Annotated in this window: 21 protein-coding genes and 1 tRNA gene; 15 read left to right on the top strand and 7 right to left on the bottom strand. The window is 65.2% G+C overall.

Annotated features, from left to right (window positions below; genetic code table 11):
* Window positions 1-11: 11 nt before the first annotated feature.
* The gene (locus tag B4M43_RS04095) at window positions 12-983 is read right to left on the bottom strand and encodes a magnesium and cobalt transport protein CorA (RefSeq protein WP_296264448.1); all 972 of its coding nucleotides are present in this window, start codon (window positions 981-983) and stop codon (window positions 12-14) included.
* A 56-nt stretch (window positions 984-1,039) separates the two neighbouring features.
* A complete protein-coding gene (locus B4M43_RS04090) occupies window positions 1,040-1,729 on the bottom strand; it encodes a crotonase/enoyl-CoA hydratase family protein (protein WP_296264445.1) in 690 nt (229 codons plus the stop codon).
* Window positions 1,730-2,008: 279 nt separating this feature from the next.
* Here B4M43_RS04090 and B4M43_RS04085 point away from each other — a divergent pair.
* Window positions 2,009-2,098: transfer RNA gene (locus tag B4M43_RS04085), tRNA-Ser, on the top strand.
* Window positions 2,099-2,329: 231 nt separating this feature from the next.
* On the opposite strand, the gene B4M43_RS04080 is transcribed toward B4M43_RS04085, so the two are convergent.
* From B4M43_RS04080 to phhA, 4 genes are all read right to left on the bottom strand, one after another.
* Window positions 2,330-4,486: a TonB-dependent siderophore receptor gene (locus B4M43_RS04080; protein WP_296264443.1), complete on the bottom strand. Its 2,157-nt coding sequence runs from the start codon at window positions 4,484-4,486 to the stop codon at window positions 2,330-2,332.
* A gap of 328 nt (window positions 4,487-4,814) precedes the next feature.
* A complete protein-coding gene (locus tag B4M43_RS04075; protein WP_296264441.1) occupies window positions 4,815-4,943 on the bottom strand; it encodes a hypothetical protein in 129 nt (42 codons plus the stop codon).
* Between the two features lie 223 nt (window positions 4,944-5,166).
* Window positions 5,167-5,523 carry a 4a-hydroxytetrahydrobiopterin dehydratase gene (locus B4M43_RS04070; RefSeq protein ID WP_296264439.1) on the bottom strand — a complete coding sequence of 119 codons (357 nt, stop codon included), beginning with the start codon at window positions 5,521-5,523 and terminating at the stop codon, window positions 5,167-5,169.
* 38 nt (window positions 5,524-5,561) lie between these two features.
* Window positions 5,562-6,347 carry a phenylalanine 4-monooxygenase gene (gene phhA, locus B4M43_RS04065; protein ID WP_296264438.1) on the bottom strand — a complete coding sequence of 262 codons (786 nt, stop codon included), beginning with the start codon at window positions 6,345-6,347 and terminating at the stop codon, window positions 5,562-5,564.
* A gap of 255 nt (window positions 6,348-6,602) precedes the next feature.
* Between phhA and B4M43_RS04060 the strand changes: the two genes are divergently transcribed.
* A complete protein-coding gene (locus B4M43_RS04060) occupies window positions 6,603-8,156 on the top strand; it encodes a sigma-54-dependent transcriptional regulator (protein ID WP_296264436.1) in 1,554 nt (517 codons plus the stop codon).
* A gap of 48 nt (window positions 8,157-8,204) precedes the next feature.
* On the opposite strand, the gene B4M43_RS04055 is transcribed toward B4M43_RS04060, so the two are convergent.
* Complete coding sequence (locus tag B4M43_RS04055) at window positions 8,205-8,459, bottom strand: DUF2790 domain-containing protein (RefSeq protein ID WP_296264434.1); 255 nt, start codon at window positions 8,457-8,459, stop codon at window positions 8,205-8,207.
* Window positions 8,460-8,899: 440 nt separating this feature from the next.
* On the opposite strand from B4M43_RS04055, the gene acs reads away from it, so the two are divergent.
* From acs to astE, 13 genes are all read left to right on the top strand, one after another.
* Window positions 8,900-10,861 (top strand): acetate--CoA ligase, encoded by a 1,962-nt coding sequence (gene acs / locus B4M43_RS04050; RefSeq protein ID WP_296264432.1) that lies wholly within the window; start codon window positions 8,900-8,902, stop codon window positions 10,859-10,861.
* 672 nt (window positions 10,862-11,533) lie between these two features.
* A complete protein-coding gene (locus B4M43_RS04045; RefSeq protein ID WP_296264430.1) occupies window positions 11,534-12,319 on the top strand; it encodes an ABC transporter substrate-binding protein in 786 nt (261 codons plus the stop codon).
* A gap of 92 nt (window positions 12,320-12,411) precedes the next feature.
* Window positions 12,412-13,101: an ABC transporter permease gene (locus B4M43_RS04040; RefSeq protein ID WP_296264428.1), complete on the top strand. Its 690-nt coding sequence runs from the start codon at window positions 12,412-12,414 to the stop codon at window positions 13,099-13,101.
* The gene (locus B4M43_RS04035; RefSeq protein WP_296264426.1) at window positions 13,098-13,796 is read left to right on the top strand and encodes an ABC transporter permease; all 699 of its coding nucleotides are present in this window, start codon (window positions 13,098-13,100) and stop codon (window positions 13,794-13,796) included. The genes B4M43_RS04040 and B4M43_RS04035 overlap by 4 nt, the downstream gene beginning before the upstream one ends.
* A 22-nt stretch (window positions 13,797-13,818) precedes the next feature.
* Window positions 13,819-14,583: an ABC transporter ATP-binding protein gene (locus tag B4M43_RS04030; protein WP_296264424.1), complete on the top strand. Its 765-nt coding sequence runs from the start codon at window positions 13,819-13,821 to the stop codon at window positions 14,581-14,583.
* Between the two features lie 100 nt (window positions 14,584-14,683).
* Window positions 14,684-15,667: a GlxA family transcriptional regulator gene (locus tag B4M43_RS04025; RefSeq protein WP_296264423.1), complete on the top strand. Its 984-nt coding sequence runs from the start codon at window positions 14,684-14,686 to the stop codon at window positions 15,665-15,667.
* A gap of 222 nt (window positions 15,668-15,889) precedes the next feature.
* On the top strand, window positions 15,890-17,110 hold the full coding sequence (locus B4M43_RS04020; RefSeq protein WP_296264421.1) for an aspartate aminotransferase family protein: 1,221 nt from the start codon (window positions 15,890-15,892) through the stop codon (window positions 17,108-17,110).
* Between the two features lie 138 nt (window positions 17,111-17,248).
* Complete coding sequence (aruF, locus tag B4M43_RS04015) at window positions 17,249-18,268, top strand: arginine/ornithine succinyltransferase subunit alpha (protein WP_296264419.1); 1,020 nt, start codon at window positions 17,249-17,251, stop codon at window positions 18,266-18,268.
* 86 nt (window positions 18,269-18,354) lie between these two features.
* Complete coding sequence (astA, locus tag B4M43_RS04010; RefSeq protein WP_296264417.1) at window positions 18,355-19,386, top strand: arginine N-succinyltransferase; 1,032 nt, start codon at window positions 18,355-18,357, stop codon at window positions 19,384-19,386.
* Window positions 19,383-20,846, top strand: coding sequence for a succinylglutamate-semialdehyde dehydrogenase (gene astD, locus B4M43_RS04005; RefSeq protein ID WP_296264415.1), 1,464 nt, complete (start codon window positions 19,383-19,385; stop codon window positions 20,844-20,846). The genes astA and astD overlap by 4 nt, the downstream gene beginning before the upstream one ends.
* A 22-nt stretch (window positions 20,847-20,868) precedes the next feature.
* Complete coding sequence (gene astB, locus B4M43_RS04000; RefSeq protein WP_296264413.1) at window positions 20,869-22,218, top strand: N-succinylarginine dihydrolase; 1,350 nt, start codon at window positions 20,869-20,871, stop codon at window positions 22,216-22,218.
* A 15-nt stretch (window positions 22,219-22,233) separates the two neighbouring features.
* Complete coding sequence (locus B4M43_RS03995) at window positions 22,234-22,524, top strand: topoisomerase II (protein WP_296264411.1); 291 nt, start codon at window positions 22,234-22,236, stop codon at window positions 22,522-22,524.
* Window positions 22,525-22,536: 12 nt separating this feature from the next.
* Window positions 22,537-23,544 (top strand): succinylglutamate desuccinylase, encoded by a 1,008-nt coding sequence (gene astE, locus B4M43_RS03990; RefSeq protein ID WP_296264409.1) that lies wholly within the window; start codon window positions 22,537-22,539, stop codon window positions 23,542-23,544.
* Window positions 23,545-23,684 lie beyond the last annotated feature (140 nt).

Here is a 23,684-nt window from a genome sequence, read left to right as displayed (position 1 = left end):
ATGCCTCGGGGTCAGAGCCACCCCGAGCGCTTGAAGCTGGTGTACAGCCCCACGCAGCCCAGGCCGATCACGCCCAGCACGGCGTAATAGCCGTAGTGCCAGTTCAGCTCCGGCATGTTCTTGAAGTTCATCCCGTAGATGCCCGCCACCGCCGTCGGAAACGCCAGGATCGCCGCCCAGGCGGCGAACTTGCGTTGCGTGACGCTTTGCCTGGACGACTCCAGCCACATGCCCACTTCGATGGTCTGGGTGGCCAGTTCGCCAATGGTAGTGAGGTCTTCCATCTGCCGGTTCACATGGATCTGCACGTCGCGGAAGTACGGCCGCATCTGCTTGTCGATGAACGGGAAGTTGAGGCGCTGCAACTCTTCGCCGATCTCCACCATGGGCGCCACGTAACGGCGCATGCGCAGGACTTCGCGGCGCAGACGGTGCAGACGCTGGATGTCGCACTCCTGCAAGGCCTTGGTCAGCACGTTGCATTCCAGGTCCTGGATTTCTTCGTGGATGGCCTCGCTGACCGGCTGGTAGTTTTCGGTGACGAAGTCCAGCAGCGCGTACAGCACGAAGTCTTCGCCATGCTCAAGCAGCAGCGGGCGCGCTTCGCAGCGTTGGCGGACCTCGGCGTAGGATTGCGAGTCGCCGTTGCGACAGGTGATCACATAGCCCGTGCCGGCGAAGATGTGCGTTTCGATGAACACCAGCTCGCCGTTTTTCAGAATCGGCGAGTAGGTGACGATGAACAGCGCGTCGCCGAAGGTTTCGAGCTTGGGGCGGCTGTGTTTTTCCAGCGCGTCCTCGATGGCCAGTTCGTGCAGGTCGAACTGGCCCTGCAAGGTTTCCAGCACTTGCGCGCTTGGCTCTTCAAGGCCGATCCAGACGAAGTGCCCAGGCTTTTGCGCCCACTCGCGGCCTTCGTCGATGTTGATGTTGGTGACTTTCCTGCCGGCGCTATACACCGCCGCGGCGACGACTCGACCCATGATTGCGTGTTTCTCCGGTGAATCAACGGCCTGCCGGCCGCGCCTGCGGCCTGTGCTCAGCCCAGATGCGCCCGATCGAGGGCGATGGCGGCATCCAGCGCGTCCAGCAGACCTTTGCGTACTTTCAACTTGGTGTTCTTGTGCGCGAGCATGTTCAGTTTTTTCAACTCGCGCGCCTTGTCGAACGCGCTGTCCAGCAACTGCGCGGCCGGCACCACGCGGTCGAGGAATCCGGCGTGCATGGCTTCTTGCGGGTCGAACACTTCGGCATTGATCACCGCACGCTGGAAGGCGGCGCGGCCCAGGCGGTCACGGGCCAGCTCGATGCCGGCGTGGTGCATGGTCATGCCGATCTGCACTTCGTTCAGGCACACCTTGTACGGGCCCTCGACGCCGATGCGGTAGTCGCCCGCCAGCAGCAGGAAGGCGCCCTTGGCCACGGCATTGCCCGGGCAGGCGACGACGACCGGGAAGGGGTGGGCGAGCAGGCGCCGGGTCAGTGCGGAACCAGCGCTGACCAGGTCCACGGCCTGTTGCGGCCCGGCGGTCATGACCTTGAGGTCGTAGCCGCCGGAGAGGATGCCGGGCTGACCGGTGACGACCACCACCGCGCGCTCGGCTTCGGCGCGGTCGAGCAGGCTGTTGAAAGTGGCGATGAGCTCGGGCGAAAAGGCGTTGACCTTGCCATTGCTCAAGGTCAGCAGGGCGATGCCGTCTTCGCTGTGGTAGGTGATCAACTCGCTCATGGGGGCGTCCTTGAAGGTGGCGGGGCTCCGACGTTAACCAGCGGGGGCGGGCAGGTAAAGCGCCAAGGCTGACCGGGCGGTCATGGTGGCTGGCGCGGGTGCGCTGGGCATTGGTTCGAGCCGGTGGGGCCGGAAAAACCGGCGGTGGGATTGGCAGCATTGCCCTCTGCGTTGGGCATAAGCTTAACCGCATGAAAAATCTGAAAAAAAACTTGCCAAAGATAAAGCCTTCCACTAAATTAGCGCGCCTCGACAGGCTGAATGGCTTGAAGGGAAAACGGTGAAGTGTCCGAGTGGTCGAAGGAGCACGCCTGGAAAGTGTGTATACGAGAAATCGTATCAAGGGTTCAAATCCCTTCTTCACCGCCACATTCGTAAACGAGAAGCCCCTGAAGTCTTCAAGACTCCAGGGGCTTTTTGTTGGTCGCGATTTGCTCCGGCACTCAAGGCCTGGTCGTTGCCTGGCGTCGGTATGGACGGACTGCAACGCGGGCCTGGTCCAGGCCCTTGCGCCACATCTCGAGTGGTACGGTTCGACATCGTCCAGTCGGTATCAACGCCATCGTAGAGACTGGCGGCGTCCAGCCCGCCGCCTTCTCATCAGAACTGCACCGTCGCCGAGACCCGCGCCGTACGCGGCGCGCCTTGGAACAGATAGTCGTCGCCCAGATAGTCCCCCGCATCGCGCCAGTAGCGCTTGTCGAACAGGTTGTCGACGGTCAGGCGCAGCACCGTGTCGTAACCGCCGAGGCGCGTGCTGTAGCGGCTACCCACATCGAACACCGTGTACCCGCCCACCGACACCTCGCCGAGACGATCCGCATACTTGCTGGCGCTGTAGCGCGCACCGCCGAGCAGCGCGAGGCCCGGCACCGGCAAGCTATAGTCGGCGTACAGCGCCGCGCGCAGGTTGGGCACGTTCAACGCCTGATGGCCTTCGTATTCGGAGCTGCCGCTGCCGCTGACCCGCGCGCGGATGGCGGCGACGCTGGCCTGTAGTTGCAGGCGCGAGGTGGCCTGGCCGCTGGCGCCCAGCTCCAGGCCGGTGTTCTTCTGCTGGCCCTGTTGTACGTAGGTGAACTGGCCGTCGCCGTCCGGGCGGCTGTACTGGTAGGCCTGGCGCAGCTGGAAGAGCGCGGCGGTGAAGCTCATGCCGCGCCAGTCCTGCTTGGCGCCGATCTCGTACTGGTGTGACAGGGTAGGGGCGAGGATTTCCGAGGCGTTATTGGCGAACCACGGCGCCGTCCCGCCTGCGGAAAGGCCTTTGGTGTAGCTGAGGTAGAAGGTGGTGTCGGGCGCCGGCTTGTACAGCACGGCGGCGTTGGGCAGCAGTTCGTAGCGCTGGGTGTGGCGACCCGCCGCGCCGCTTTCATCCCAGGTGCGCTCGTCGAGGCGTACCTCGCGTGCGCCGAGCACGGTCTGCCAGTGTTCGTCGAAGCTCAGCCTATCGTTGAAGAACACCCCGTACTGGCGGCTGTCCAGACGTCGCTCGCTGTCTTGCAGGGCCAGGGTGGAGGCGGGCCAGAACGGCGCATCTTCGCCGATGTTGCCGCTGCCGACGAATTCGTTGTAGGTGGGCCGCTGATCGAGCGTTCGCCGCTGGGCAGTGGTACCCAGGGTCAGGTCGTGGTCCACGCCCAGCGCCTGAAAACGGCCATTGAGCGTGGCCTGCGCCTCGACCACGCGGCGCGTGTCGTCGGGGCTGCGGAAATCGTAGATGTCGTAGTCGCCCTCAGGGCTGAAGTGGTTGGGCACCGCTTCCTCGGCGCAGCTCGCCGCGCCATAGCAACCCCAGGCAAAGGCGCTGTAGTCGTCGATCACCACTTCGCTGCGCGAGGCGCTCAAGGTGCCGGTCCAGTCGTCGTCGAAACGGTACTCGAAGCGCCCGCCCAGGTTCAGCGAATCGCTTTTCACTGGCTTGGCCCACTCCTGATAGGCCAGGCGGTCGGTCGGGTTGACGCCATGGGGCAAGGCGCTGCCACCGAGTAGCTGATAGCCCGGTACCGAGCGTTGCTTGCGCTGCTGGTATTCGGCGTCCAGCTGCAAGGTGGCGTCGGGGCCGATGTTCCAGTCGAACGCCAGCGAGGCGAAGTCGCGCTGGCCGTCGGCGTGGTCGACGTAGCTGCGGATGTCTTCGTGGGCCAGGTTGGCACGCAGGCCGAACTGCCGCTCGCTGCCGAACCAGCCGCCCAGGTCCGTGGCCAGGTAGCGCTCGCCCTGTTCGTTGCTCGACAAGGTGACGCTGCGCACCTCTTCCGGGCGCTTGCTGACGTAATTGATCAGCCCGCCGGGTGCGGACACGCCGCTATAGAGTCCGGAAAGCCCCTTGAGCAGCTCGACCTGCTGCTTGTTTTCCAGGGCCACGTTCTGCTCGCCGGCGAGGGTCTGGCCGTTGAGGCGATAGCTGTTGGCGGCATTGAGGGTAAAGCCGCGCACGTTGAAGTTTTCGTAATAGCCGATGGGTGCGTAGCTCTCGCCGACCGAGGCGTCGCTGTGCAGCACTTCGCTGAGCTGGCGCACCTGACGGTCCTGCAGCAGGGCTTGGGTGAACACGCTGACCGAGGCCGGCGTGTCGAGCAAAGGCGCGGCATGGGGGCCGGTGAGCTGCGCTTCGCTGGCCTGGTAGCCCGCTTGCCAGGCCACGTCGGACACTTCCACGGGGGCCAGCAGCACGCGTTCGTCGGCCAGGCCACTGGCGGGCAGGGCCATGCTCAGGGCCAGCAGGCTCAAGGGCAGGCGAGGGTGGGGCGAAGGCATGCAAGCTCCTAGAGGCGGTCGCGAGGTCGACACGGTAGCGATGGGTTCGAACAGGGCATGGCATTACGCTATTTTTTGCGCGCGACAGCCTACCAGTTGTAGGCGGACGGTGGGCGTTCGAAGGTAGTCATGGGTAAAGACGGGTTCGGCGGGGGATATTCGGCAGGTGCGTGCTGAGGGGCGTTCGGTGCGCCTGTCGGTGGGATTGGATGAGAAGTGCGTTGGACAGAAAAGAGCGTAGGCCAGGCGCATTGCGCGGGCGGTGTGAAAACGCGCTGAAATGCCGTTGCATCCAGCTCAGCCGTTTTCACACTGCGGGGGTGCGCGGTCAGTCCTGGTCAGCGCTGGAACATTCGCCGTCGTCCTGCTCGACGGCAGGCGTCGGTTCGGCATGGACGGTAACGGTCGGCTCTTCGGGGTTCAGGCTTGGGAAGGGGAAGTTCGGGATTTCATGCATCTCGAGTGTCCTCGCAAGTGGGTGTGAACGGACGCTACGGCGTGCCTCAAGCACACCACAGCTCGCGCAGGATACAGGACTGTGTGTGACAGTTCGTAGGAAATCGCGCCGCCTCATGAATGAGAACACGAGGCTTCGACCTTCCGGTTCGCTCGCGCCGGCAGCGGCGCGGCAGTCATTGAGCCACCGCCAATCATCGCAGCGGCCCCCGCGCCACACCGTTCTACTTGCGCCCCTCGGCGCCTTGCGCCACCTGATCGGTGCGCGCGCACATGATGAAGTCGTTACGGTGCAGCCCTTTGATCGAATGGCTCCACCAAGTCACCGTGACCTTGCCCCACTCGGTCAACAACCCCGGATGGTGCCCCTCGGCTTCGGCGATTTCGCCCACCGCATTGGTGAACGCCAGGGCATGCTTGAAGTTCTTGAACAGGAACACCCGTTCGAGCTCCATGTGCCCATCGCGCACCTCGACGTTCCAGTCGGGAATCTCGCGGATCAGTTCGGCCAGCTCGTCGTCGCTGACTTTCGGGGCGTCGGCGCTGCAAGCGACGCAGTGGTTCTGGTTCAACGTGGTCATGAAAACGTTTCCTTGGATCGAATGGACGACAAAAGCGGTCAGGCAGCCTTGGGCGCGAACTTGGGCGGGTGCAAGCCCAGCTGGGCCGCCTGCGCGACCATGCCCATGACGTCTTCATGGGCCAGGTCGAACAAGCGCTTGAGGCTCGGCAACTTGAAGTACACCGGCTGCAGGATATCGATGCGGTAAGGCGTGCGCATCGCCTCGATCGGGTCGAACGGCTGGTGCTCGGGCTCGCCCGACAGGGCGTACAGGGTTTCCTTGGGCGAAGACAGGATGCCGCCGCCGTACACGCGCGTGCCCTGGGGCGTGTCCAACAGGCCGAATTCGATGGTCATCCAGTACAGCCGCGCCAGGTATACACGCTGCTCTTTGCTCGCTGCCAGGCCCAGCTTGCCGTAGGCGTGGGTGAATTCGGCGAACCAGGGGTTGGTCAGCAGCGGGCAGTGGCCAAAGATCTCATGGAAGATGTCCGGCTCTTGCAGGTAGTCGAGCTCTTCGGGCGTACGAATGAAGGTGGCGACTGGAAAACGCTTGCTGGCCAACAGCTCGAAAAAGATCTGGAAGGGGATCAGGGCCGGCACCCGTGCGACTTGCCAGCCGGTGGTGGCGTCGAGCACGCGGTTGATTTCGCCGAGCTGGGGAATGCGCTCGGTGGGCAACGCCAGTTGCTCCAGGCCGTCGAAGAAGGCATCGCAGGCGCGCCCTTCGATCACTTTCATTTGCCGGGTGATGAGGGTGTTCCACACCGCGTGCTCTTCCTGCGGGTAGTGGATGAACCCCTGGGCGTCGGGCTCGCGGGCCACGTAGTGCGTCTGTTTCATGGCGCTCTCCTGCTGAGGGCTTTTATTGTTGTGTGCTGCACGTGGGTGCAGTTGTAGCGCACGGCAAGCGGCAGGGCGTGGGGGATAGGCGTCGGCAAAGCCGAGCGAAAAGCGGTTTTCGTAACGCAAGTTTTACAAAATCGTGCCCGCATTGGAAAATCACCGACTTGAAGCGGTGTAGGTCGCCGTTTTTGTCAGACTTTCTTTACAACTATTTGACGTCTGCGTTGGGTTTTCGGCGCTGCGAGAGCGAACATGCGTATCAAAGTGCACTGCCAGAACCGCATCGGCATCCTGCGGGACATCCTCAACCTGCTGGTCGAATACGGCATCAACGTGTTGCGCGGCGAGGTCGGCGGCGACCATGGCAACGCCATTTATCTGCATTGCCCAAACCTGATGAACCTGCAGTTCCAGGCCCTGCGGCCAAAGTTCGAGGCCATCGGCGGGGTGTTCGGGGTCAAGCGCGTCGGCTTGATGCCCAGCGAGCGTCGCCACATGGAGCTCAATGCGCTGCTCGGCGCCTTGGAGTTTCCGGTGCTGTCGATCGACATGGCCGGTTGCATCGTCGCGGCCAACCGCAGCGCCGCGCAGCTGCTCGGTGTGCGCGTCGACGAAGTGCCGGGTCTGCCGCTGTCGCGCTACATGGACGATTTCGACCTGCCGGAGCTGGTGCGCTCCAACAAGTCGCGCATCAACGGCCTGCGCGTGCAGGTCAAAGGCGACGTGTTCCTGGCCGACATCGCGCCGCTGCAATCGGAGCACGACGACAGCGAAGCCCTGGCCGGTGCGGTGCTGACCCTGCACCGCGCCGACCGCATCGGCGAGCGCATCTACAGCGTGCGCAAGCAGGAGCTGCGCGGCTTCGACAGCATCTTCCAGAGCTCGAAATCGATGGCCGCGGTGGTGCGCGAGGCGCGGCGCATGGCGCCGTTGGACGCGCCGCTACTGATCGAGGGCGAGACCGGCACCGGCAAGGAGCTGTTGGCCCGCGCCTGCCACCTGGCCAGCCCGCGCGGGGCCTCGCCCCTGATGGCGCTCAACTGCGCCGGCCTGCCCGAGTCCATGGCCGAGACCGAGCTGTTCGGCTATGGCCCGGGCGCGTTCGAAGGCGCACGCGCCGAGGGCAAGCTCGGCCTGCTGGAGCTGACCGCAGGCGGCACGCTGTTCCTCGATGGGGTGGACGAAATGAGCGCGCGCCTGCAGGTCAAGCTGCTGCGCTTCCTGCAAGACGGCTGCTTTCGCCGGGTCGGCAGCGACGACGAAGTGTACCTCGACGTCAGGGTGATCTGCGCCACGCAAGTGGACCTGTCGGAACTGTGCGCGCGCGGCGAGTTCCGCCAAGACCTGTACCACCGCCTCAACGTGCTGTCGTTGCACATACCGCCGTTGCGCGAGTGCCTGGACGGGTTGCCGGGGTTGGTCGAGCATTTTCTCGATCAGGCCAGTCGGCAGATCGGTTGCGCCTTGCCGAAGGTCGTGCCGGCGGCCATGGACAAGTTGGCCCATTACCAATGGCCGGGTAACGTGCGGCAACTTGAGAACGTCATGTTCCAGGCCGTTTCATTGTGCGAAGGCGGCACGGTAAAAGCCGAACATATACGCTTGCCCGATTATGGCGCGCGACAACCACTGGGCGAATTTTCACTGGAAGGAAGTTTGGCCGATATTGTCGGCCGCTTCGAAAAAGCGGTGTTGCAGAACTTATCGGCCGAACATGGCAGCAGCCGTGCGTTGGGTAAGCGTCTGGGTGTTTCCCATACCACCATCGCCAACAAGTTGCGCGACCATGGCTTGAACAAGGGCTGAGCCCGAAAGGCCGCCAGGCGGCCTCATGCACAGGCTTTGCGCGGGCGGTCAGCCGTTGGAGCAACCGTTGCCCATGACGCGGTATTCGAGCACGTGTCGCTGGCCCTGGGAGTCTTCGTAGGTCATGCGTGCCGGGACCACGGCGCACACGTTGGGTACTTCGCTGACCGACAGCACGTGGGCGATGTCCAGGTGCTGGGCGTAGCTGTAGGCTTCGACCGGGGCTGGCGCGGTGGCGTCTGGGTCGTCGGCCATGGCTACGCCAGTGGCGCTGCACAAGAGCATTGCCAATAGATATTTCATGTTCGGATTACCTGTAGGGTGAACGGCAAGTTGCACACTTGGAAGTTGCAAGTTGCAGGGGCTCGCGCGGCGTTGTGAACGCTACGGTGAGCAGGGTGGTTGGAAGTTTCTCGCCATCGACACGGTCTGCGTGGGGGCTGTCGTTAGTGTCAATCTCGATGCCGTTGCTGGCGAGAGAAAGTCTAGGCGCCGGGCGGGGACGGAAACAGCGCGAATAGTGATAAAGAGTGTTCGTCTTTTTACAAGAATGCGTGGGCTATATGGGTTGCCCGTCGCCCTGCGCCTGGCAATCGAGCGCAGCGATATAAGGCCCTTCACCCCAGGTCGCCGCTCGGCAGGGCAGGCCGGCAGTGCTACTACCATCGTCGAATGGCCGCGTCCGTTCTGGTACGGTTACAACGGTTCCATACAAAAACAACTATTAAACCGAGGTATCAGAGATGAGTGCGGCTTCACTGTATCCCGTTCGCCCCGACGTAGCGGCCACCACCCTGACCGACGAGGCCACCTACAAGGCCCTGTACCAGCAGTCGGTGATCAACCCGGAGGGTTTCTGGCGTGAGCAGGCCCAGCGCCTCGACTGGATCAAGCCCTTCACCAAGGTCAAGCAGACCTCCTTCGACGACCACCATGTCGACATCAAGTGGTTCGCCGACGGCACTCTGAACGTTTCCTACAACTGCCTGGACCGTCATCTCCAAGAACGCGGCGACCAGGTCGCGATCATCTGGGAAGGCGACGACCCCGCCGACCACCGCAACATCACCTACCGCGAGCTGCACGAAGACGTCTGCAAGTTCGCCAACGCCCTGCGCGGCCAGGACGTGCACCGTGGCGACGTGGTGACCATCTACATGCCGATGATCCCCGAAGCGGTGGTGGCCATGCTGGCATGCGCCCGCATCGGCGCGATCCATTCGGTGGTGTTCGGCGGCTTCTCGCCCGAAGCCCTGGCCGGGCGCATCATCGACTGCAAATCCAAGGTGGTGATCACTGCCGACGAAGGCGTGCGCGGCGGCCGTCGCACACCGCTCAAGGCCAACGTCGACCTGGCCTTGACCAACCCGGAAACCTCCACCGTACAGAAGATCATCGTCTGCAAGCGCACCGGCGGCGACATCGCCTGGCACCAGCACCGCGACATCTGGTACGAAGACCTGATGAAAGTGGCGTCCAGCCAATGCCTGCCCAAAGAGATGGGCGCCGAGGAAACCCTGTTCATCCTCTATACCTCCGGCTCCACCGGCAAACCCAAAGGCGTGCAGCACACCACCGGGGGCTACCTGGTCTACGCCGCCCTGACCCACGAGAAGGTGTTCGACTACAAGCCGGGCGAGGTCTACTGGTGCACCGCCGACGTGGGCTGGATCACCGGCCACAGCTACATCGTCTACGGCCCGCTGGCCAACGGTGCCACCACACTGCTGTTCGAAGGCGTGCCGAACTACCCGGACATCACCCGCGTGTCGAAGATCGTCGACAAGCACAAGGTCAGCATCCTCTACACCGCGCCTACCGCCATCCGCGCCATGATGGCCGAAGGCGAAGCCGCCGTGGCCGGCGCCGACGGCTCCAGCCTGCGCCTGCTCGGCTCGGTGGGCGAGCCGATCAACCCGGAAGCCTGGAACTGGTACCACAAGGCCGTTGGCAAAGAGCGCTGCCCGATCGTCGACACCTGGTGGCAGACCGAGACCGGCGGCATCCTCATCAGCCCGCTGCCGGGCGCCACCGCGCTCAAGCCGGGCTCGGCGACCAAGCCGTTCTTCGGCGTGGTGCCGGCGCTGGTGGACAACCTGGGCAACCTCATCGAAGGCGCCGCCGAGGGCAACCTGGTGATCCTCGATTCCTGGCCGGGCCAGTCGCGCTCGCTGTACGGCGACCACGACCGTTTCGTCGACACCTACTTCAAGACCTTCCGCGGCATGTACTTCACCGGTGACGGCGCGCGGCGCGACGAAGACGGCTACTACTGGATCACCGGTCGCGTCGACGACGTGCTCAACGTCTCCGGTCATCGCATGGGTACTGCCGAAATCGAAAGCGCCATGGTCGCCCACAGCAAGGTGGCCGAGGCTGCCGTGGTCGGTGTGCCCCACGACATCAAGGGGCAGGGCATCTATGTCTACGTCACCCTCAATGCCGGTGAAGAGCCGAGCGAGCAACTGCGTCTGGAGCTGAAGAACTGGGTGCGTAAGGAGATCGGCCCGATCGCCTCGCCGGATGTCATCCAGTGGGCGCCGGGCCTGCCGAAAACCCGCTCGGGCAAGATCATGCGGCGCATCCTGCGCAAGATCGCCACGGGCGAATACGACGCGCTGGGCGACATCTCCACCCTGGCCGACCCGGGCGTGGTGCAACACCTGATCGACACGCACAAGTCGATGGGCCGGGCCAGCGCCTGATCGACACGTATGAGTCGCCGGGCCTGGGCGGCGCCAGACCCGTTTGGCGTCGGCCGTCAGCGCTCTGCGAAACCCCGCCGATGTTTGGCGGGGTTTTCTTTGCGCGGCGTTACTTCGGCGGACACCGCCGCTCGGCCGTCGAGCCGACCTCGTACCCCTGCGAGGCATCGCGAAACAGGCGCGGCACCTTCATGGGGCGGCGATGGGTTCGGCAGGCAATCACACCCCACTGGACTTGCCGTATTACCTGGCTTTGCGAATAATAGGTCCGCTTATTGCTAGCCGATGGGTGCACTGTCCGCGAACCCTGTGGGAGCGGCTTCAGCCGCGAAGGGCTGCAATGCAGCCCCAATGCAGGCGCCGCATGACGCTCAGTGTTCGGTAAAACTGTCAGAGGGCCGGCGTTGCCGGCCATCGCGGCTGAAGCCGCTCCTATAAGGAATTTGCACGCATATTTCATATTCCTTGTCAACCTGGCTGGTTGCTGTTTCGAGCGCTTGTGTACGTAGTTGTCGCCTCAACGCAACATCGTCTTCCGCTCTGTCGTTAAAATGCCCCCTGATCGCTCGTGGTCTGCGACTTTGGTCGATGCCCGTGGCTCGCGCTGTACTCATTGGCATGCCCAGTCACCCTGGGCTGTCGTGCATTGCCTCGTACCGATGGAGTTACTTGATGAAGAAACTTGCCCTGTTCGGCGCCTTGGCGCTGTCCATGATGTCCCTGGTAGCGCACGCCGACGAGAAACCGTTGAAGATCGGCATCGAAGCGGCTTACCCACCGTTCGCCTTCAAGCAGCCCGATGGCAGCATCGCCGGCTTCGACTACGACATCGGCAACGCCCTGTGCGCGCAGATGAAGGCCAAATGCACCTGGGTCGAGCAAGAGTTCGACGGTCTGATTCCGGCGCTCAAAGTGCGCAAGATCGACGCGATCCTGTCGTCCATGTCCATCACCGACGACCGTAAGCAGTCGGTCGATTTCACCAAGCGCTACTACCTGACCCCGGCCCGCCTGGTCATGAAAGAGGGCGCCACCGTCAGCGACAGCCTGGCCGAGCTCAAGGGCAAGAAGATCGGCGTGCAGCGCGGCTCGATCCACGACCGTTTCGCCAAGGAAGTGCTGGCGCTCAAAGGGGCGACCATCGTGCCCTACGGCACCCAGAACGAAATCTACCTGGACATCGGCGCCGGTCGCCTCGACGGCACCGTGGCCGATGCCACCCTGCTCGAAGACGGCTTCCTGAAAACCGATGCCGGCAAGGGCTACGCCTTCGTCGGTCCGTCCTTCACCGACGTGAAGTACTTCGGCGATGGTGTCGGTATCGCCGTACGCAAGGGTGACGACGCCAACCGCGAGCGCATCAACGCCGCCATCGACGCCATCCGCGCCAACGGCGAGTACAAGAAGATCCAGGACAAGTACTTCAACTTCGACATCTACGGTCCAGACGCCCAGTAATCAAAAAGGGCGTCGCCCGTGCAATGGTGCAAACAGCAGAAGGTCTGTGGTTTGCACCATTTTTCTTTTCTAAGCCGTGAGGAATTCCAAACATGTTGAAAGGCTACGGGGCGGTCATCCTCGACGGGGCCTGGCTGACGTTGCAGCTGGCCCTGTCGTCGATGGCCCTGGCCATCGTGCTCGGCTTGATCGGCGTGGCGTTGCGCCTGTCGCCGGTGCGCTGGCTGGCCTGGCTCGGCGACCTGTACGCCACGGTGGTCCGCGGTATCCCCGACCTGGTGCTGATCCTGCTGATCTTCTATGGCGGCCAGGACATCATCAACCGGGTCGCACCGCTGGTGGGGTATGACGACTACATCGACCTCAACCCCCTGGCCGCCGGTATCGGTACCCTGGGCTTCATTTTCGGTGCGTACCTGTCGGAAACCTTCCGCGGCGCGTTCCTCGGCATTCCCAAGGGTCAGGCCGAAGCGGGCGTGGCCTATGGCATGAGCAGCCGCCAGGTGTTCTTCCGCATCATGGTGCCGCAGATGATCCGCCTGGCGATTCCGGGCTTCACCAACAACTGGCTGGTGCTGACCAAGGCCACCGCGCTGATTTCCGTGGTCGGTCTGCAAGACATGATGTTCAAGGCCAAACAGGCGGCCGACGCCACCCGCGAACCCTTCACCTTCTTCCTGGCGGTGGCGGCGATGTACCTGGTGCTGACCAGTGTCTCGCTGCTGGCGCTCAAGTACCTCGAACGGCGCTACTCGGTGGGCGTGAAAGTGGTGGAACTATGATCTTCAACTACTCGGTCATCTGGCAGGCGCTGCCGCTGTACCTCGATGGCCTGCTGACCACCTTGCAACTGCTGGCGATCTCGCTGTTCTTCGGCCTGCTGGCGGCGATTCCGCTGGGCCTGATGCGCTGCTCCAAGCAGCCGGTGGTCAACTTCGCCGCCTGGCTCTACACCTACGTGATCCGCGGCACGCCGATGCTGGTGCAGCTGTTCCTGATCTACTACGGCCTGGCCCAGTTCGAAGCGGTGCGCGAAAGCCTGTTCTGGCCCTGGCTGTCGAGCGCGACCTTCTGCGCTTGCCTGGCGTTCGCCATCAACACCAGCGCCTACACCGCCGAGATCATCGCCGGCAGCCTCAAGGCCACGCCCCATGGCGAGATCGAGGCGGCCAAGGCCATGGGCATGTCGACCTTGAAGATGTACCGCCGCGTCCTTTTGCCCTCGGCGCTGCGCCGGGCGCTGCCGCAGTACAGCAACGAAGTGATCATGATGTTGCAAACCACCAGCCTGGCGTCGATCGTCACCCTGATCGACATCACCGGCGCGGCGCGCACCGTCAATGCCCAGTACTACCTGCCTTTCGAGGCCTACATCACGGCGGGGGTGTTCTACCTGTGCCTGACCTTCATCCTGGTACGCCTGTTCAAGCTGGCCGAGCGCCGCTGGCTCAGCTACCTGGCGCCGCGCAAGCACTGAACGCTCTGTGAGAACCGACAGCATGTACAAACTTCAAGTCCAAGACCTGCACAAGCGCTATGGCAGCCATGAAGTGCTCAAAGGCGTGTCCCTGGCCGCCAAGGCGGGCGACGTGATCAGCATCATCGGCTCCAGCGGGTCGGGCAAATCCACCTTCCTGCGCTGCATCAACCTGCTCGAGCAGCCCCACGCCGGGCAGATCCTGCTCAACGACGAAGCGCTCAAGCTGGTGCCGGGCAAGGACGGCGCGCTGCGCGCCGCCGACGCCAAGCAACTGCAGCGTCTGCGTTCGCGGCTGTCGATGGTGTTCCAGCACTTCAACCTGTGGGCGCACATGACCGCGCTCGAGAACGTCATCGAGGCGCCGGTGCACGTGCTGGGCGTGAACAAGAAGGAAGCGCTGGAAAAGGCCGAGTACTACTTGGCCAAGGTCGGCGTCTCGCACCGCAAGGACGCCTTTCCCGGGCACATGTCCGGTGGCGAGCAGCAGCGCGTGGCCATCGCTCGCGCCCTGGCGGTGGAGCCTGAAGTGATGCTGTTCGACGAGCCCACCTCGGCGCTCGACCCGGAGCTGGTGGGCGATGTGCTCAAGGTCATGCAGGGCCTGGCCCAGGAAGGCCGCACCATGGTCGTGGTGACCCACGAAATGGGCTTTGCCCGCGAGGTGTCCAACCAGCTGCTGTTCCTGCACAAGGGCCTGGTGGAGGAAACCGGCCACCCGCGTGAGGTGCTGGCCAATCCGCAGTCGGAGCGGCTCAAGCAGTTCCTCTCCGGCAGCTTGAAGTAAGGGCTACGGATTTGCACCAGAATAGGGCATCCTGCGCAGCGCCTTTGGGCTACCCTTGGCGCCTCAGACTCGACCGACTTCAGGTTTCGGACCGCACCCTATGACCACCCAGCGTATCGGTTTTCTCATCTGGCCCAGCACCCGGCCCCTGACCTTGGCCCTGGCCGAAGAGGTGCTGCAGGTCGCACAGCGGGTGCATCCGGAGGTGAGCTACGAGCTGTCGTTCGTGCAGGCCGAGGCGACGCCCGAGCAAGCCTGGCGTCTGCCCGGCGAGCCTTGGGGCGCACGCCTGGAGGGGTGCGACAAGCTGTTCCTGCTGGCCGATGAGCCGCCCCAGGCCATCACCGCTGCGGTGTCCAGCGCGCTCAAGCAACTGGCCCGCGCAGGTTGCACGCTGGGCGGGCTGTCGGCAGGGGTGTATCCGCTGGCGATGCTGGGCCTGCTCGACGGTTACCGCGCGGCGGTGCACTGGCGCTGGCAGGACGATTTCGCCGAGCGCTTCCCCAAGGCGATCGCCACCAGCCATCTGTTCGACTGGGACCGCGACCGCCTGACCGCTTGTGGTGGCATGGCCGTGGTGGACCTGCTGCTGGCGATGCTGGCCCGCGACCACGGTGCGGAGCTGGCGGGTGCCGTGTCCGAGGAACTGGTGGTGGAGCGCATCCGCGAGGGCGGCGAGCGCCAGCGCATTCCGTTGCAGAACCGCCTGGGTTCCAGCCACCCCAAGCTGACCCAGGCGGTGCTGTTGATGGAGGCCAACATCGAAGAGCCGCTGACCACCGACGAGATCGCCCAGCACGTGTGCGTGTCGCGGCGCCAGCTCGAGCGCATCTTCAAGCAGTACCTGAGCCGCGTGCCGAGCCAGTACTACCTCGAACTGCGCTTGAACAAGGCGCGGCAGATGCTCATGCAGACCAGCAAGTCGATCATCCAGATCGGCCTGTCGTGCGGGTTCTCGTCCGGGCCGCACTTCTCCAGCGCCTACCGCAACTTCTTCGGCGCCACCCCGCGCGAAGACCGCAACCAGCGGCGCAACAACAGCCCCTTCGAACTCAGCTCCGCGCCGGTGGAGAAAGGGCTGTAGGCACGCCGAACCGCCCACTCCCACAAGAGCGTTCACGGAACCGCAACAGGCCGTTACACTGCGCAAATGTGACCGTTCGTGTCGCATCGCCGACAGCCCGGGCCTACCTCGGTGAGGCGCTGTAACAAGTTGTCGCCTGGCCGCAAGGTCGGGCGACGCCCAGTCCTTACAATCCCCAAACGCTCGCCGCCCCCGGCAAGCGTTCCTCCCCAGGAGACTCCGATGTCCGTTGAGCAAGCTCCGGTGCAACGTGCCGATTTCGACCAGGTGATGGTCCCCAACTACGCGCCGGCGGCGTTCATTCCGGTGCGAGGCCTCGGTTCCCGCGTGTGGGACCAGTCCGGTCGCGAGCTGATCGACTTCGCCGGCGGCATCGCGGTCAACGCCCTGGGGCACTGCCACCCGGCGCTGGTCCAGGCCTTGACCGAGCAGGCCAACCAGCTCTGGCACGTGTCCAACGTCTTCACCAACGAGCCGGCGCTGCGCCTGGCGCACAAGCTGGTCGAGGCGACCTTCGCCGACCGGGCGTTCTTCTGCAACTCCGGCGCCGAAGCCAACGAAGCGGCGTTCAAGCTGGCCCGCCGTGTGGCCCATGACCGTTTCGGCCCCGACAAGCACGAGATCATCGCCACCGTGAACAGCTTCCACGGTCGTACCCTGTTCACCGTCAGCGTCGGTGGCCAGCCCAAGTACTCCGACGGTTTCGGGCCGAAGATCACCGGCATCAGCCATGTCGCCTACAACGACCTGGACGCGCTCAAGGCGCAGATTTCCGACAAGACCTGCGCCGTGGTGATCGAGCCGATCCAGGGCGAGAGCGGCGTGGTGCCGGCCGACCAGGCTTACCTCGAAGGCGCCCGTGCCCTGTGCGACCAGCACAACGCCTTGCTGGTCTTCGACGAAGTGCAGACCGGCGTCGGCCGCAGCGGCTCGCTGTACGCCTACCAGCACTTCGGCGTCACCCCCGACATCCTCACCAGCGCCAAGAGCCTGGGCGGCGGCTTCCCTATCGGCGCCATGCTCACCACCACCGAGCTGGCCAGCCACTTCGCCCCTGGCACCCATGGCACCACGTATGGTGGCAATCCGCTCGGTTGCGCAGTGGCCTGCGCGGTGCTCGACGTGGTCAACACGCCCGAGACCCTGGCCGGCATCCGCGAGCGCCACGAGCGCTTCAAATCGCGTCTGGAGCGGATCGGCGAGCAGTACGGCCTGTTCAGCAAAGTGCGCGGCGTGGGCCTGCTGATCGGTTGCGTGCTCAGCGAGGCCTGGGCCGGCAAGGCCAAGGACGTGCTCAACGCCGCCGAACAGGACGGTGTGATGGTGCTGCAGGCCGGCCCCGACGTGGTCCGCTTCGCCCCGAGCCTGGTGATCGAGCACGCCGACATCGACGAAGGCCTGGACCGCTTCGAGCGTGCCGTGGCGCGCCTGACCCAAGCCTGATCCGCCACACACCGGTCGCGCCGGGCCACGCCCGCGCGACCCCGATCGTTCCAGCGGCTGCGTGCGCCCCCAGGGCGGCGCGGCCGTTTTTCCCCCGTGCCGCCGCGAGCGGCACGTTGCCCTCGAAGGAGTGACACCATGCTGGTAATGCGCCCTGCGCAGATGGCTGATCTGAACGAAGTGCAGCGCATGGCTGCCGACAGCCCCATCGGTGTCACCTCGCTGCCCGACGATGCCGGGCGCCTGGGCGACAAGATCGCCGCCTCCCAAGCCTCGTTCGCCGCCGAAGTCAGCTTCAATGGCGAGGAGCGCTACTTCTTCGTGCTCGAAGACAGCAGCACCGGCCAGTTGGCCGGCTGCTCGGCCATCGTCGCCTCGGCGGGGTACTCCGAGCCGTTCTACAGCTTTCGCAACGAAACCTTCGTGCACGCCTCGCGCGAGCTGAAGATCCACAACAAGATCCACGTGCTGTCGCTGTGCCACGACCTGACCGGCAACAGCCTGCTCAGCAGCTTCTACGTGCAGCCCGAATTGAGCGGCAGCGCCTGGGCCGAACTCAACTCGCGCGGTCGCCTGCTGTTCATGGCCTCGCACCCCGAGCGTTTCGCCGAATCGGTGGTGACCGAAATCGTCGGCCATAGCGACGAGCAGGGCGACTCGCCGTTCTGGGATTCGATCGGTCGCAACTTCTTTGCCATCAACTACGCCGAGGCCGAACGCCTGTGTGGGCTCAAGAGCCGCACCTTCCTCGCCGAGCTGATGCCCAACTACCCGATCTATGTGCCGCTGCTGCCCGACCGTGCCCAGGAGGCCATGGGCCAGGTGCACCCGCGGGCGCAGATCACCTTCGACATCCTCATGCGCGAAGGCTTCGAGACCGAGCACTACATCGACATCTTCGACGGCGGCCCAACCTTGCATGCGCGCACCTCGGGCATCCGCTCGATCGCCCAGAGCCGGGTGGCGGCGGTGGCCATCGCGCCCACCGCGCCGCCTGGCACCCGCGCCTACCTGGTGTGCAACGGCCAGTTGCAGGATTTCCGTGCGGTGGTGCTGGAGCTGGACTGGGCGCCGGGCCAGCCGGTGGCGCTGAGCCTGGCAGCCGCCGATGCCCTGGGCGTGGGCGAGGACGACCACGTGCGCCTGGTCGCCGTCTAACCCCGCCGTCCGATTGCCAGGCGCCGGGCGCGACCCGGACACAGTGAGTTTCGCGGCAGGCGCAGGCCACCGCCCAAGGAGAAAGCATGATCGTCCGTCCCGTACGCAGCAGCGACTTACCCGCGCTGATCGAGCTGGCCCGCAGCACCGGCAACATCGGCCTGACCACCTTGCCGGCCAACGAAGAGCGTCTGGCGCAGCGGGTGACCTGGGCCGAGAAGAGCTTTCGCGGCGAGGCCGAGCGCGGCGACACCGACTACCTGTTCGTGCTGGAGAACGACGACGGCGTGGTCGTCGGCATCTCCGCCATCGCCGGCGCCGTCGGCCTGCGCCGGCCCTGGTACAACTACCGCGTGGGCCTGACGGTCAGCGCCTCGCAAGAGTTGAAGATCTACCGCGAGATCCCGACCCTGTTCCTGGCCAACGACCTCACCGGCAACGCCGAACTGTGCTCGCTGTTCCTGCGCGCCGACCAGCGCAACGGCGTCGGCGGTGGTCTGTTGTCCAAGGCGCGCTTGCTGTTCATTGCCGAGTTCGCCGAGCTGTTTGGCAAGAAGGTGATCGCCGAGATGCGCGGCATGTCCGATGCGGCCGGGCGCTCGCCGTTCTGGGAAAGCCTGGGTCGGCACTTCTTCAAGATGGAGTTCAGCCAGGCCGACTACCTGACCGGCGTGGGCAACCGCGCGTTCATCGCCGAGCTGATGCCCAAGTTTCCGCTCTACACCTGCTTCCTCTCGGAAGCGGCGCGGGCTGTGATCGGCCGGGTGCACGAGGACACCGAGCCGGCCCTTGCCATGCTCGAACGCGAGGGCTTCACCTACCAAGGCTACGTCGACATCTTCGATGCCGGGCCTGCGGTCGAGTGCGAGACCGCGCGCATCCGCGCCGTGCGCGACAGCCAGACGCTGGTGCTGGCGGTCGGCACGCCGGGCGACGACGCCACGCCCTACCTGATCCACAACCGCAAGCGCGAAGACTGCCGCATCACCGCCGCCCCGGCGCGCTTGGCGGCGGGCACCCTGGTGGTCGATCCGTTGACCGCCAAGCGCCTGCGCCTGAGCGCGGGCGACAACGTACGTGCGGTGCCGCTGTCGGCCGTGCGGGAGGTGCGCGCATGAGCACGCACTACATCGACGGGCAGTGGCACGCCGGGCAGGGTACGCCGATGCAGTCGCTCGACCCGGTGACCCAGGCCGTGTTGTGGCAAGGCCAGGCGGCTACGCCTGAGCAGGTCGAGGCCGCCGTACAGGCCGCGCGGCGCGCCTTCGCCGGTTGGGCCGGGCAAGGGCTGGCAGCGCGCATCCAGGTGCTGGAAGCCTTCGCCGCGCAGCTCAAGGCCAATGCCGACGCCTTGGCCCACTGCATCGGCGAGGAAACCGGCAAACCCTTGTGGGAAGCGGCTACCGAAGTCACCAGCATGATCAACAAGGTGGCCATCTCGCTGCAGAGCCACCAAGAACGCACTGGCGAGAAGAGCGGCCCGCTGGGCGACGCGACCGCCGCCTTGCGGCACAAGCCCCATGGCGTGCTGGCGGTGTTCGGGCCATACAACTTCCCCGGCCACCTACCCAACGGGCACATCGTGCCGGCGCTGCTGGCCGGCAACTGCGTGGTGTTCAAGCCCAGCGAGCAGACGCCCAAGGTGGCCGAACTGACGCTGCGCTGCTGGATCGCCGCCGGCCTACCGGCCGGCGTGCTCAACCTGCTGCAAGGCGCACGCGACACGGGCGTGGCCCTGGCGGCCAACGAAGGCATCGACGGCTTGCTGTTCACCGGCTCCAGCGGCACCGGAGCGGCGCTGCACCAGCAGTTCGCCGGTCGGCCCGAGAAGATCCTGGCGCTGGAAATGGGCGGCAACAATCCGCTCGTGGCGGAAGAAGTGGCCGATGTCGATGCGGCGGTCTACACCATCGTGCAGTCGGCGTTCCTGTCGGCCGGCCAACGCTGCACCTGCGCGCGGCGCCTCCTGGTGCCCCGAGGCGCCTGGGGCGATGGCCTGCTCGCGCGCCTGGTCGAGGTCAGCCGCACATTGCGGGTGGGCCGCTTCGACGCGCAGCCCGCGCCCTTCATGGGGGCAGTGATTTCCCTGGCGGCGGCCGAGGCGCTGCTGGCCGCGCAGGCGCACCTGTTGGCCAGCGGTGGCGTGTCGCTGCTCGGCATGACCCAGCCGCAGCCGGGCGCCGCCTTGCTCACGCCGGGCATCGTCGATGTCACGGCCTTGCCCGCTGCGCCCGACCAGGAGCTGTTCGGGCCTTTGCTGCAGGTGATCCGCTACGACGGTTTCGAGCAGGCCATGGCCCAGGCCAACGCCACCCGCTATGGCCTGGCCGCAGGCTTGCTGTCCGATTCCCGGGCGCGCTACGAGCAGTTCTGGCTGCACAGCCGCGCCGGTATCGTCAACTGGAACAAGCCGCTGACCGGCGCCGCCAGCAGCGCGCCGTTCGGCGGGGTGGGCGCCAGTGGCAACCACCGCGCCAGCGCCTACTATGCGGCCGACTACTGCGCCTACCCGGTGGCCTCCCTGGAGACCGCCAGCCTGGCCCTGCCGAGCACCCTGACGCCGGGCGTCAGCCTATGAGCCATCGACCTGGAGCCCTGTCATGAATGCGTTCGAAGTCAATTTCGACGGGCTGGTCGGCCCGACCCACAACTATGGCGGGCTGTCGTACGGCAACGTTGCTTCGCAAAGCAACGGCCAGCAGGGCTCCAACCCTCGCGAGGCGGCGCGTCAAGGCCTGGCGAAGATGAAAGCCCTGGCCGACCTGGGCTTCCAGCAAGGCGTGCTGGCGCCGCAGGAGCGGCCGGACGTGGCCGGTCTGCGCCGCCTGGGCTTCACCGGCAGCGACGCCGAGGTGATTCGCCAGGCCGCCCGTGAGGCCATGCCGTTGCTGGTCGCCAGTTGTTCGGCCTCGAGCATGTGGGTGGCCAATGCCGCGACCGTCAGCCCCAGCGCCGACACCGCCGACGGCCGCGTGCACTTCACCGCCGCCAACCTCAATTGCAAGTACCACCGCAGCATCGAGCACCCCACCACCAGCCGCGTATTGCAGGCCATGTTCGACGACCCGCGCCATTTCGCCCACCACCCGGCGCTGCCGGCGGTGATGCAGTTCGGCGACGAGGGCGCGGCCAACCATACGCGGCTGTGCCGCGACCACGGCGGGGCCGGGGTGGAGTTCTTCGTCTATGGCCGCAGCGCCTTCGACAACCGTTTGCCGGCGCCGACCAAGTTCCCGGCGCGGCAGACCCTCGAAGCCTCCCAGGCTGTAGCCCGGTTGCACGGCCTGAGCGCCGATGGCGTGGTCTTCGCCCAGCAGAACCCGGCGGTGATCGACCAGGGCGTGTTCCACAACGATGTGATCGCGGTGGGCAATGGCGAGGTGCTGTTCCACCACCAGGACGCCTTCCTCGACAGCGATGCCGTGCTGGACGAATTGCGCGCCAAGCTCGCCGCCAGGGGCGGGCGCTTGCAGGCCATCGGCGTGCCGCGCGCGCAGGTGTCGGTGGACGACGCAGTGCGTTCCTACCTGTTCAACAGCCAGCTGCTCAGCCGTGCCGACGGTTCGATGCTGCTGGTGGTGCCCGAAGAGTGCCGCAACCACCCGCGCGTGTGGACCTACCTGCAAGAACTGACCGCCCAGGGCGGGCCGATACGCGAGGTCAAGGCCTTCGACCTCAAACAGAGCATGCAGAACGGCGGCGGCCCAGCCTGCCTACGGCTGCGTGTGGCGTTGAACGCGACCGAGCTGGCGGCGGTGAACCCTGGTGTGCTTCTCGACGACGGACTGCATGCCACGTTGTTGCAATGGGTCGAGCGGCATTATCGTGACCGCCTGACCGACGCGGATCTGGCCGACCCGCAACTGCTCGACGAGTCGCGCACCGCGCTCGACGAGCTGACCCGGATTCTAAAGTTGGGCGCGGTCTATCCGTTCCAACGCCAACCCTGAAAGAGAGAACCTGTAATGTCCGAAGCCTTGAGCCTGTTGCTGGAAGATGACGACGGCACCCAACTGCAAACCTCCTGCACCCGCTTCGCCGTGCTCTGGCAGGGCAAGGAAGTGTGGATTCAGCAGGATGGCCGCGGCCAGTTGCTGATCGGCGTCGACGTCGCCGAGGGCGACAGCGAATACGCCAACCTGTTGCTGCGCCCGATGGCCACCAACCTGGTCAGCCTGCAACTGGAAATGGAAGCCGCCGAGCTCGACGAAGACGACGACCACGTGCACGGCCCCGACTGCGGCCACCACCACTGAAGGACACGCGCCATGCTCTCGCTCGGTAAATTGCTTGAACTGACCTTGGCCGGGCGCGAACCGGCCGACAAGACCCAAGTGACCGTCGAGGGCGTGCGCCTGCGTTGGCTCGGCGAAGGCGCGCTCGAAGTGCGTCCTCCCGAGGCCCTGGACAATGGCCTGGACCTGCTGCTGTCGGCAGGTATCCACGGCAACGAAACGGCGCCCATCGAACTGCTCGACGCGCTGATCGCCGGCATCGCCGGCGGCACCCTCAAGCCGCGCGCCAGGGTGCTGTTCCTGTTCGGCAATCCACCGGCGATCCGTCGCGGCGAGCGCTATCTGGAGCAGGACATCAACCGCCTGTTCAACGGTCGGCATGCCGCCGCCAGCGGGGCCGAGGCCCTGCGCGCGGCGGAGCTGGAGCAGTTCGCCCGGGTGTTCTTCAGCCTGCCGGGGCGGACCCGCCTGCATTACGACCTGCACACGGCCATCCGCGGCTCGAAGATCGAGCAGTTCGCCTTGTACCCCTTCAAGGCGGAGCGCCGGCATTCGCGCCGCGAGCTGGCCCGGCTGGAGGCCGCCGGGGTGCAGGCGGTGCTGTTGCAGCGCAAGCCGTCGACCACCTTCAGCGCCTTCACCTACGAGCAGCTCGAGGCCGAAGCCTTCACCCTGGAACTGGGCAAGGTCAGGCCTTTCGGGCACAACGGCCAGGTCAACCTCGATCGCCTGCGCCAGCGGCTGTGGCAGCTCATAGAGGGCTGCGAACCGCCGTTGGACGCTGAGTTGCAAGGCTTGCAACTGTTCGGCGTGGCCCGCGAGATCATCAAGCACAGCGAGCATTTCCGCCTGCACTTGCCCGACGACATCGAGAACTTCGCCGAGCTTGCGCCCGGCTACCTGCTGGCCGAAGACCTGGCGCAGACGCGCTGGGTGGTGGTGGAGCAGGGCGCGCGCATCATCTTTCCCAACCCCCACGTGAAGAACGGCCTGCGCGCCGGTTTGCTGATCGTGCCGGAGGCGGGGGAGGGGCTCGAATAGGGCGTCGGCCGCCGTGTGTGGCGAAGCGCAGGTCCAAGTGGACTCCCAAGGTGGATGAAAACCTTTTAACGGGCTTGCTGCTTCCTTTTCCCACAAGCTGCGTCGTCAATGGGCTTGCCAGTGGCGAGAAGCTGCATTTA

The sequence above is a fragment of the Pseudomonas sp. UBA6562 genome (assembly GCF_002434265.1).
Classification (GTDB): Bacteria; Pseudomonadota; Gammaproteobacteria; order Pseudomonadales; family Pseudomonadaceae; genus Aquipseudomonas.
The sequence above is the reverse complement of the archived record's forward strand: the minus strand, read 5'-3'. Positions and strand labels throughout refer to the sequence as shown.

Excerpts from the sequence above, each read along its gene's own strand:
- B4M43_RS04060 (WP_296264436.1), top strand. The coding sequence starts at position 6,603 with ATGCGTATCAAAGTGCACTGCCAGAACCGCATCGGCATCCTGCGGGAC.
- B4M43_RS04080 (WP_296264443.1), bottom strand. The coding sequence starts at position 4,486 with ATGCCTTCGCCCCACCCTCGCCTGCCCTTGAGCCTGCTGGCCCTGAGC.
- B4M43_RS04035 (WP_296264426.1), top strand. The coding sequence starts at position 13,098 with ATGATCTTCAACTACTCGGTCATCTGGCAGGCGCTGCCGCTGTACCTC.
- B4M43_RS04045 (WP_296264430.1), top strand. The coding sequence starts at position 11,534 with ATGAAGAAACTTGCCCTGTTCGGCGCCTTGGCGCTGTCCATGATGTCC.
- astE (WP_296264409.1), top strand. The coding sequence starts at position 22,537 with ATGCTCTCGCTCGGTAAATTGCTTGAACTGACCTTGGCCGGGCGCGAA.
- B4M43_RS04075 (WP_296264441.1), bottom strand. The coding sequence starts at position 4,943 with ATGCATGAAATCCCGAACTTCCCCTTCCCAAGCCTGAACCCCGAAGAG.
- acs (WP_296264432.1), top strand. The coding sequence starts at position 8,900 with ATGAGTGCGGCTTCACTGTATCCCGTTCGCCCCGACGTAGCGGCCACC.
- aruF (WP_296264419.1), top strand. The coding sequence starts at position 17,249 with ATGCTGGTAATGCGCCCTGCGCAGATGGCTGATCTGAACGAAGTGCAG.
- astD (WP_296264415.1), top strand. The coding sequence starts at position 19,383 with ATGAGCACGCACTACATCGACGGGCAGTGGCACGCCGGGCAGGGTACG.
- B4M43_RS04070 (WP_296264439.1), bottom strand. The coding sequence starts at position 5,523 with ATGACCACGTTGAACCAGAACCACTGCGTCGCTTGCAGCGCCGACGCC.
- B4M43_RS04095 (WP_296264448.1), bottom strand. The coding sequence starts at position 983 with ATGGGTCGAGTCGTCGCCGCGGCGGTGTATAGCGCCGGCAGGAAAGTC.
- astB (WP_296264413.1), top strand. The coding sequence starts at position 20,869 with ATGAATGCGTTCGAAGTCAATTTCGACGGGCTGGTCGGCCCGACCCAC.
- B4M43_RS04025 (WP_296264423.1), top strand. The coding sequence starts at position 14,684 with ATGACCACCCAGCGTATCGGTTTTCTCATCTGGCCCAGCACCCGGCCC.
- B4M43_RS04055 (WP_296264434.1), bottom strand. The coding sequence starts at position 8,459 with ATGAAATATCTATTGGCAATGCTCTTGTGCAGCGCCACTGGCGTAGCC.
- B4M43_RS04020 (WP_296264421.1), top strand. The coding sequence starts at position 15,890 with ATGTCCGTTGAGCAAGCTCCGGTGCAACGTGCCGATTTCGACCAGGTG.
- astA (WP_296264417.1), top strand. The coding sequence starts at position 18,355 with ATGATCGTCCGTCCCGTACGCAGCAGCGACTTACCCGCGCTGATCGAG.
- B4M43_RS04040 (WP_296264428.1), top strand. The coding sequence starts at position 12,412 with ATGTTGAAAGGCTACGGGGCGGTCATCCTCGACGGGGCCTGGCTGACG.
- B4M43_RS04090 (WP_296264445.1), bottom strand. The coding sequence starts at position 1,729 with ATGAGCGAGTTGATCACCTACCACAGCGAAGACGGCATCGCCCTGCTG.
- B4M43_RS04030 (WP_296264424.1), top strand. The coding sequence starts at position 13,819 with ATGTACAAACTTCAAGTCCAAGACCTGCACAAGCGCTATGGCAGCCAT.
- phhA (WP_296264438.1), bottom strand. The coding sequence starts at position 6,347 with ATGAAACAGACGCACTACGTGGCCCGCGAGCCCGACGCCCAGGGGTTC.
- B4M43_RS03995 (WP_296264411.1), top strand. The coding sequence starts at position 22,234 with ATGTCCGAAGCCTTGAGCCTGTTGCTGGAAGATGACGACGGCACCCAA.